Source organism: Burkholderia sp. HI2714 (genome assembly GCF_002223085.1).
GTDB classification, from domain to species: Bacteria; Pseudomonadota; Gammaproteobacteria; order Burkholderiales; family Burkholderiaceae; genus Burkholderia; species Burkholderia lata_D.
The window spans coordinates 129,525-138,386 of sequence record NZ_NKFM01000051.1 but is presented as its reverse complement, the minus strand read 5'-3'; the positions used below and the strand labels follow the sequence as shown (position 1 = coordinate 138,386).

Below are 8,862 nucleotides of genomic sequence, written 5' to 3'. Positions count from 1 at the left end.
TACAGCCCGGAGCTCAATCGCATCGAGAAACTGTGGCACAAGATGAAATATGAGTGGCTGGCCTTCAAGGCGCGTGACATCCAAACCCTTGAAGAAGACGTCGATACGGTCCTTCAAGGATTCGGATCAAATTATAGATTTACTTTCTGTTGAGAGCTTACGGCAACTTCGGCGAAATCTTTAGCGTGTGTCGTCGAAGGCGGCGCCAGCCGGTGCGGCCGTCGCACGGGTGGGCGACGAGAAGCGGGTGTCAGTGCGTCACGAGCCAAGCGATCACGAGATATCGCGCGACCTTCGCGACGATGACGATCGCGAGGAACGACGGCAGCGGCTCGCGCAGCACGCCGGCGATCATCGTCAGCGGATCGCCGATCACGGGCGCCCAGCTCAGCAGCAGCGACCAGCGGCCGTAGCGCGCATACCAGCGCTCGGCGCGCGCGAGCGCGGCGGGCTTGACGGGAAACCAGCGGCGTTCGCGGAAGTGCTCGATGCCGCGCCCGAGCGCCCAGTTGATCACCGAGCCGGCCACGTTGCCGATGCTCGCGACGAGCACCAGTGCCCACACGGGTTCGCGCCCGGCGAGCAGCAGGCCGGCGAGCACGGCTTCGGACTGGAGCGGGAACAGGGTCGCGGCGACCATCGACACGGCGAACAGGCCGCCGTAAGTGAGCAATTCGGACATCGCGCGATTGTACCGGTCACGCGCCGGCCAATCGGGGGCGCAGGGTCACACGGCCATGCGTTCAGGCGTTCAGGCGGCGTCGGCCGTGCCGAACAGCAGGTGCGAGATCAGCGACTTGTCGACGGGTTCGTCGTTGAGCGTGCTGGCCAGCAGTTCGCCCGCGAGTTGCTGCGGCGAGAACACCATGTCGGGCTTCAGCAGGCGCAGCCGTTCGAGGTTGCGCTGCTGGTTCACGAGCGCGACCGTGCGTACCGACGGTGCGATCTCGCGGATCGCGAGGATGATGAAGGCGTTCTCGGCATCGTCGGAACGCAGCGCGAGCACCGCACGCGCGGTCGCCGCGCCTGCGCTTTCCAGCACCGCGTGGTCGGTCGCATCGCCGACGATCAGGTCGGTCGTGGCCGGATAGTTGTGCTCGACGCCGGCCGGCACGACGACGGTCACCGCGTAGCCGCGCTTGCGCAGCCCGTCGTGCACGGCATGCGCGACGGGTGTCGCGCCGACGATCAGGTAATGATGCTTGCGGATCACGTTCGAAATGCCTCCCTTGACGATCCGTTTCAGATTGCCGCCGATCACGGGGCCGACGACCGCGCTGATCGACGTCGCGAACACCGTGATGCCGAGCACGATCACCGACGCGGTGAACAGGCGCGCGGTCGGCGCGTGCGGGACGATGTCGCCGTAGCCCACCGTCGACATCGACACGATCGAGAAATAGACGGCCGTGGCGAGATCGTGGACGGGCGGCGTGAATTCGTCGCCGAGATACAGCACGCCGAAGGTCGCGTAGATCAGCAGCGACACGATGCTCAGCAACGCGAACAGGCTGCTCGCGGCGACGCTCGCGCGGTCGAAGTGCCGCCAGTAATACAGCAGCGCGACGGCCAGCACGGCCGTATAGACGAACACGGCGTGGCTGCGATAGCCGCCGAGCACGCTGATCGCGGCGGCCGCGACCAGCAGCAGGATCGACAGCACCCACGCGACGCGGGCGCGCAGCACGATGCCGATGGCCATCGTCGCGAGGCCGGCCGCGACGACCACTTGCGGCAACACGACGAGCCCGGCGTTGTCGACGAGATTCAGCGCATCGGCGAGCCACGCGTGATGCACGCCGAGCCTGGCATGCTCGACGACGGGGCGCAGCACCATGAGCGCATCGAGTGCGAGGAGGAGAGCGAGATACCAGTGTAGGCCGATCGGCGCGAACAGGCGCCGCAGGCGGGGAGTGAGGGGCTTCATCCAGTCGCCCGGCTGGCCGGGCATGTCCATCGAAACAGCCGCTACCCTAAAGCATTCGGCGATCGCCTGCTTTTTCGAGCGGCTTTGCGGCGGCCGCGATGGAGCCGGCCGCCCGGTTGCTTTCAGTTCCAGCCGACCATGATTGCGCCCATTCCGACGAGCAGGCCGCCCGTGACGCGGTTCATCGCGCGCATCCGTGCGGGCCGCTGCAGCGCGCGGCTCAGCCGGTGCGAGAACAGCGCCATCGACGCGACGCCGCCCGCGAACAGCACCGCGAACGTCGTCGCGAGCAGCAGGTACTGCTGGTTCAGGCTCCAGTCGGCGCTGGGGCTGATGAACTGCGGAAAGAACGACGGGAAGAACAGCAGCGTCTTTGGATTGATGCCCGAGGTCGCCAGGCCGCGCCAGAACAGCGCGCGGTGCGAGTCGATGTCCGGCGTGGCCGTTCCGGCCGGCTCGGCCGAGGCGGCAGGTGCGCCGGCCGGTGCACGGCTGAGCCATTGTTTGCAGCCGAGCCAGACGAGGTAGGCCGCGCCGGCCCAGCGCAGCACGGTCAGCGCGCGCTCGTCGAGATGCACGAGCGAATTCAGGCACAGCGCGGTCAGCGCGAGTTGCAGCAGCACGGCGAGCGTGCCGCCCCAGACGCACGGCAGCGCGCGGCGCCAGCCGGCGCGGAGCGCCTGGTTCATGGTGAGGAGGTTGACGGGGCCGGGGGCGTAGACGAGAACGGCGGAAGCCGCGAGAAACGAGAGGTAAAGCCTGAACGACATGACGGGTAGGGCAGGAACAGGAACACGGGCGCCAAGGCCGCGCGGCCGGATAGGCGCGCGGGCGGCGGGGAATCGCATGCCTGCGGCCGGCACCGCAACTCGTGATTGCGGCTGTGCGTCCCGGTGCGAAGGGGTTGTCGCGGGGAACGTGCCGGGCAGCAGGCATGGGTAAAAATATATCAAGGGGCCGGATTAAAAGGCTTCCGCTTTTCCACACAAACCGACACAAATCCGGAATGACGTTCAGCTAGAATCCAGGTTTTCAGTAGAAGATTCTTTTCGCCATGGCCACCCGTGAACGCTCGCCGAAAACGCTCGACAGCCAGGACCGCAAGATCCTCGGTGCACTGCAGAAAAATGCGCGTCTGTCGAACGCCGAACTGGCCGAACAGATCGGCATGTCGACCACCGCGTGCTGGAACCGCACGCGGCAGCTGGAGGTGGACGGCTACATCGACGGTTACGTCGCGCTCGTCAATCAGCGGAAGCTGGGCTATGCGGACATCGTGATCCTCGAAGTCACGCTCGATCGCCACGAGGACGACGCGCTCGCACGCTTCGGCGAGGAACTCGCCGCGCTGCCCGAGGTGCTCGAGGCCTATCTCGTGTCGGGCGAGTACGACTACTGGATCAAGGTCGCGGTGGATGGCACGGCAGGCTACGAGCGTTTCCTGCGCGAAAAGCTGTACAAGATTTCGAGCATCCGCCACAGCCGCTCGATGTTCGCGCTGCGCTGCATGAAGGACGTGCCGTCGATTCAGGTGTGAGCGTTCCGGGCGCCGTGCAGGCTGCACGGTGCGCGTGTTGTCCGCTGGCCGCGACCGGCGTCCTTGGCCGTCGTCGACGCGCAATGCTCACTGGCCGGCCTTCGCACCGAGTTGCGATTGAAGGCAAAACGAAAGCACATGCACGCCTTTGGCAAGGTGGCCGTCACCGGTGGTTCATTCACGGTCACTATCCTGCTGCTCGTTACGAATTATTACTCCCCGTTACGACGGGGTGGTGAAAACGTTTTCGTTCGAAACAGGAGCATCCGTGTACAAGACTTTCGTTCTGGCCGGAGCAGTTGCCGCGACATTGACCGCCTGCAACAGCGATTCCGTAAACACGACCGCGACGTTGGGAGACACGACGTCGACGCTGCTGTCGACCGGACAGCGCATCACGCCGTCGGCTGCGCCTGGCACGACGCTCGTCGCGCTGAATCCGGGGCTGCAGGACGTGCCGAACCTGATCGCCGGCCAGCCGGTGTCGGAGGCGCTCAGTCCCGACCGCAAGACGCTGCTCGTGCTGACGAGCGGCTACAACAACCGGCTGGATGCGGGCGGCAAGCTGATCAATGCCGACTCGAACGAGTATGTGTTCGTGTTCGACGTGTCGGGCGGCACGCCGGTAAAGAAGCAGGCGCTGCCGGTGCCCGATACCTATGTCGGCATCGCATTCGCGCCGGACGGCCAGCATTTCTACGTGACCGGCGGCGGCGACGACAACCTGCACGTGTTCGCGCTGTCGCAAGGCGTATGGGGCGAAGCCGGCGCACCGATCGCGCTGAGTCACAAGGGCGGCAACGGTCTCGGCAGCTCGCCGCTTGCGACCGGTGTCGACGTGACGGCGGACGGCAAGCGCGCGGTCGTCGCGAACCGCTATCACGACAGCGTCACGCTGGTCGATCTCGCCGCGGGCGCCGTGCTCGCCGAACGCGATCTCCGTCCGGGCAAGAGCGGCGGTGCGTCGGGCACGCCGGGCGGCGAATATCCGAACGCGGTTCGCATCGTCGGCAACAAGACGGCCTACGTGTCGAGCGAACGCGATCGGGAGATCGTCGTCGTCGATATCTCGACCAATGCGCCGCAGATCGTCACGCGTATCCCGGTCAAGGGCAACCCGAACAAGATGGTGCTGAACCGGGCGCAGAGTCGCCTCTACGTCGCGTCGGACAACGCCGACATCGTGTCGGTGATCGATACGACATCGAACAAGGTCGTGTCGAGCGTGTCGACGGTTGCGCCCGCGGGGCTCGTCACCGAAATGCAGTATCGCGGCGCGTCGCCGAACGGGCTCGCGCTGTCGCCGGACGAAACCACGCTGTACGTGACCAATCGCGGCACCAACGACGTCGCGGTCGTATCGCTGTCCGGCGATACCGCGAAAGTGACCGGACTGATTCCGACCGGATGGTATCCGTCCGATGTCGCAGTGGGCGCGAACAATGCGCTCTACATGGTCTACACGAAGAACATGCCGGGGCCGAATCCGGGCAACTGCAAGGACAGCGGCCGGACCGTGCCGTGCCCGGTCAAGAACTCGCCCGTGCATCTGGTGGAGAACCAGTACATCGAGCAGTTGAGCAAGGGCGGTTTCATGTGGATGCCCGCGCCGGACAGCGCGACGCTCGATCTACTGACGAAGCAGGTCGCCGACAACAACAGCTTCAATGCCGCGCTCTCCAGCGCCGACGTCGCGACGATGAACGCGCTGCGGCAGAAGATCAAGCACGTGATCTATATCGTCAAGGAGAACCGCACGTATGACCAGATCCTCGGCGATCTGGGCCGCGGGAACGGCGATCCGTCGCTGGCCGAGTTCCCGGACGCGACGACGCCGAGCATGCATGCGCTCGCGAAGACGTTCGTCACGCTCGACAACTTTCACGATTCCGGCGACGTGAGCGGCAACGGCTGGCCGTGGTCGACCGGCGCACGCGAATCCGACGCCGGCGCGAAGATGTTGCCCGTCAACTACGCCAGCAGCCCGGCACGCAGCGGCTCGCGCGGCGGCTCTTACGACTGGGAAGGCCAGAATCGAAACGTCGACGTGGGCCTGACCGGCGCGCAACGCACGACGGCGAACCCGCTCACGCCGGCCGATCCTGACCTGCTGCCCGGCACGGCAGACGTGTCGGCGCCGGACGGCCCGTCCGACGCCGTACAGCAGGGCTACATCTGGAACGCCGCGTTGCGCGCGGGCCTGACGGTGCGCAACTACGGCTTCTTCATGGATATCTCGCGCAACGGCGGCCCGAACGCGATTCCGATGGATCGCGCGCCGTTCGCCGACAACAAGGTGCAGGGGTACAGCGTGACGCCCGCGCTCGTCGATCGCACGGATCCGTATTTCCGCGGTTATGACAACGCGTATCCGGACCTGTATCGCGAGCTGGAGTGGGAGCGCGAATTCAACCAGTTCGTCGGCAACGGCCAGCTGCCCGCGCTGACGCTGTTGCGCCTGCCGCATGACCATACCGGCAGCTTCGGGTCGTCGCTGGACGGCGTCAACACGCCGGAGCTCGACATGGCCGACAACGACTATGCGGTCGGCCGCGTCGCGCAGGCGCTGGCGAACAGCCCGTATGCGGCGGATACGCTGATCTTCGTCGTCGAGGACGATGCGCAGGACGGGCCGGACCACGTCGACGCACATCGCAGCACGGCGTTCGTGATCGGGCCGTACGTGAAGCAGAACGCGGTCGTCAGCACGCATTACACGACGGTCAACATGATCCGCACGATCACGGAGGTGCTGAACCTGGATCACCTCGGGCTGTTCGATGCGACGCAAGGGCCGATGACCGACGTGTTCGACATGAGTCAGTCGAAGTGGACGTACAAGGCGGTCGCGTCGGGCCTGCTCGCGAACACGCAGCTGCCGATCCCGGCGGGCGACATCAAGACGGCGGCGCTGAAGCCGACGCACGGGATGCGCTACTGGGCGGCGGTCACGCGCGGGATGGACTTCTCGGTCGAGGACCGGCTGGATGCGGTCGCATACAACAAGGTGCTGTGGAAGGGGCTGATGGGTGCGAAGCCGTACCCGATGCGGCCGGGCGACACGCAGCAGGCGACGCGGCGGCACGACGACGATGACGACGCGCGGCCGGCGACCTCGAGGCATGCGGTGAAGGGTTGACGGCCACCCGTCGCAGGAACCTGGCCGGGAGACCGGCGCAGGCCGCGGCGGGCAGCATGTCCGCTCACGAAAGACGGCCCGCTTGACGAGCCGTCTTTCGTTTCAAACCTGTCCTGCCGTGGTCGTGCCGTTCAGTGCGGCAGGCGTGCGTGTGCTTCGGCGATGATTTCGCAGTTCTCGAGGTGGAGTGCCCAGGCTTCTGCAATCAGCTCGCCCATACGTGCGAGCCAGCCAGCGGATTCGGTGGAACGGTCGGAGATGTTAGACGTTTGCATGACGAAGCCCCGTATAGGTGGCGAGTTAGGGATAACCCTAATCATAGCGAAACGGCTTCGCTTTGTGAAATGCGATTTCGTTATATGAGAATTGCTGACAATTTGTGTTGCTGCTTCGCAACATGAATGTCGGATGCCTGCGCGCGGCCCACGGGCATGACGAGGCCGCGCCTGCACGGCCTCGCATAAGAACAAGAGAGGGGATTCGAGCGGTGAGGAGGATAAGGGGTGTAGCGGGCGGCGGCTTACCCGCCGATCCACCCGAACCGCCACGACAGCCGTCGCGTCGCGGCGAGCAGCGCCTGCGCGAGGTCGCTGTCCGGCCCGCGCGGGAAGCCGCGTGACGAGCCGATGATCGCGATCACGAGCCGGATGCTGCCGGTGTGATCGAACACGGGCGCGGCGACCGTTCCGATGCCCGGCACCGGCGCGTCGAACGCGAAATCGAGTTCATCCGCGCGGATCGTCGCGAGCCGCGCGCGGAAGGCGTCGTCGGCCGGCGCGGCGGCGCGGCCCGCGAGGCGCACGGGCTCGTTGGCGAGCAGGTCGGCCAGCACGTCGTCGGACATGCCGGCCGCGAAGATCCGGCCGATCGCCGTATTGACGAGCGACATCACCGTGCCGACCTGCAGGCTCACGTGCTGCGGTCGCGCGGACTCTTCGAGGCGGATCACGGTCGGGCCGAGCGGCCCCAGCGTCGCGGCTGCGACGCTCATGTCGGTCGCGCCGGCCAGCGCGACGATCTCCGCTTCCGCGTCGCGCGTCGGCGACACGCGCTGCATCGCGATCAGGCCGAGCGCCTGCCCGAGCGGGCCGCCGCCGAAGCAGCCGGCGTCGTCGCGGCTCAGCAGGCCGATCTTCTGCAGGCTGACGAGATGCGGAAAGGCCTTCGCGGCCGGCATGCCGGCGGCCGCCGCCAGATCGCGCAGCGTCAGTGCGCGGCCCGCCGACACCAGCGCGAGCAGCAGTTCGCCGGTGCTGTCGAGCGCGTTGATCCCGCGCTGCGCCTTCATATCGTCGGCCAGCGCGGGCGGCACGCGCGGAGTGGCAGGCGCCAGGCTGGCGGTGGGCGCAGGCGCATCGTGCGCCGCGCCGAGCGATGCGGTGGCCAGCCGTGCCGCGTCGCGCAATGCCGCCGCGATCGGGCCGTCCCAGTCGACGTCGATCGATCCCGTCGAACCGATCACCGTCAACGCGAGCTGCAGCTTGCCCTGCGCGTCGAACACCGGCACGCACATCGCGCTGACGCCGGGGCTCGGCAGATCGACGCCGCGCTCGATACCGCGTGCGCGGATCGCTTCGAGTTCCGCCTGCGGCACGCCGGCGTCCGGCACGGGTTGTTCGGCGCCCGCGAGCGTGGCGCCCGCGCCGGCCTGGCTGGCCGCCATCGCGTCGAGTTGGGCGGGATCGCCGAACGCGCGGAACACGCGGCCGGTGGCGGTCGTGTTGAGCGACATTACCGAGCCCACGTGCAGGTTCACGTGCAGCGGATAGCCGCCGTGCTCGATGCGCACGATCGTCGGCCCGAGCACGCCCGGCACCGACAGCGCGACGCTCAGGCCGACCGCTTCCGCGAGCCGCGCCGCGTGCGGCAGCGCCGCGCGATAGGCCGGCTGGCGCTCGATCGACATCAGCCCGAGCCGCAGCGACAACGGGCCCGGCTCGTAGTTACCGGTGAGCGCATCGCGTTTCACGAGCGCGAGCCGCGTCAGGCTGACGAGATAGGTGTGCGCCTGCGCGGTCGACAGGTCGGCCGCCGCGGCCAGCTCGGACAGGCCGAGCGGCTTGCGCCGGCGCGCGAGCGCGTCGAGCAGCCGGCCGCCGACCTCGACACTCTGGATCCCGCGCTGCGCCTTCGGCGGCGCGTCGTCTGCGCTGACTTCGTGGTTCTGCACGCGATGATTCTTCCGTTGACGAAACCCCGCATGGTATCCGACGCCATTTATCGCGCCAGCCCGCAGGTTTACCCGTATTAGACAATAGC

Annotated in this window: 7 protein-coding genes; 2 read left to right on the top strand and 5 right to left on the bottom strand. The window is 66.9% G+C overall.

The window, feature by feature from the left end:
• Positions 1–250: 250 nt before the first annotated feature.
• The 3 genes from CFB82_RS26195 to CFB82_RS26185 form a co-directional block, all read right to left on the bottom strand.
• Positions 251–682: a YqaA family protein gene (locus tag CFB82_RS26195; RefSeq protein WP_089485877.1), complete on the bottom strand. Its 432-nt coding sequence runs from the start codon at positions 680–682 to the stop codon at positions 251–253.
• A 69-nt stretch (positions 683–751) separates the two neighbouring features.
• Positions 752–1,927 (bottom strand): voltage-gated potassium channel protein, encoded by a 1,176-nt coding sequence (kch, locus tag CFB82_RS26190; protein ID WP_089485881.1) that lies wholly within the window; start codon positions 1,925–1,927, stop codon positions 752–754.
• A gap of 122 nt (positions 1,928–2,049) precedes the next feature.
• Positions 2,050–2,697: a LysE family translocator gene (locus CFB82_RS26185; protein WP_089485876.1), complete on the bottom strand. Its 648-nt coding sequence runs from the start codon at positions 2,695–2,697 to the stop codon at positions 2,050–2,052.
• A gap of 284 nt (positions 2,698–2,981) precedes the next feature.
• On the opposite strand from CFB82_RS26185, the gene CFB82_RS26180 reads away from it, so the two are divergent.
• Together CFB82_RS26180 and CFB82_RS26175 are read left to right on the top strand one after the other, a co-directional pair.
• On the top strand, positions 2,982–3,464 hold the full coding sequence (locus CFB82_RS26180; RefSeq protein WP_021159229.1) for an Lrp/AsnC family transcriptional regulator: 483 nt from the start codon (positions 2,982–2,984) through the stop codon (positions 3,462–3,464).
• Positions 3,465–3,732: 268 nt separating this feature from the next.
• Positions 3,733–6,603: an alkaline phosphatase family protein gene (locus tag CFB82_RS26175; protein WP_089485875.1), complete on the top strand. Its 2,871-nt coding sequence runs from the start codon at positions 3,733–3,735 to the stop codon at positions 6,601–6,603.
• Between the two features lie 131 nt (positions 6,604–6,734).
• Here the strand turns inward: CFB82_RS26175 and CFB82_RS26170 are convergent, their stop codons facing one another.
• Positions 6,735–6,878 carry a hypothetical protein gene (locus CFB82_RS26170; RefSeq protein ID WP_231937907.1) on the bottom strand — a complete coding sequence of 48 codons (144 nt, stop codon included), beginning with the start codon at positions 6,876–6,878 and terminating at the stop codon, positions 6,735–6,737.
• 245 nt (positions 6,879–7,123) lie between these two features.
• Positions 7,124–8,773: an IclR family transcriptional regulator gene (locus CFB82_RS26160; RefSeq protein ID WP_089485874.1), complete on the bottom strand. Its 1,650-nt coding sequence runs from the start codon at positions 8,771–8,773 to the stop codon at positions 7,124–7,126.
• Positions 8,774–8,862: the final 89 nt, after the last annotated feature.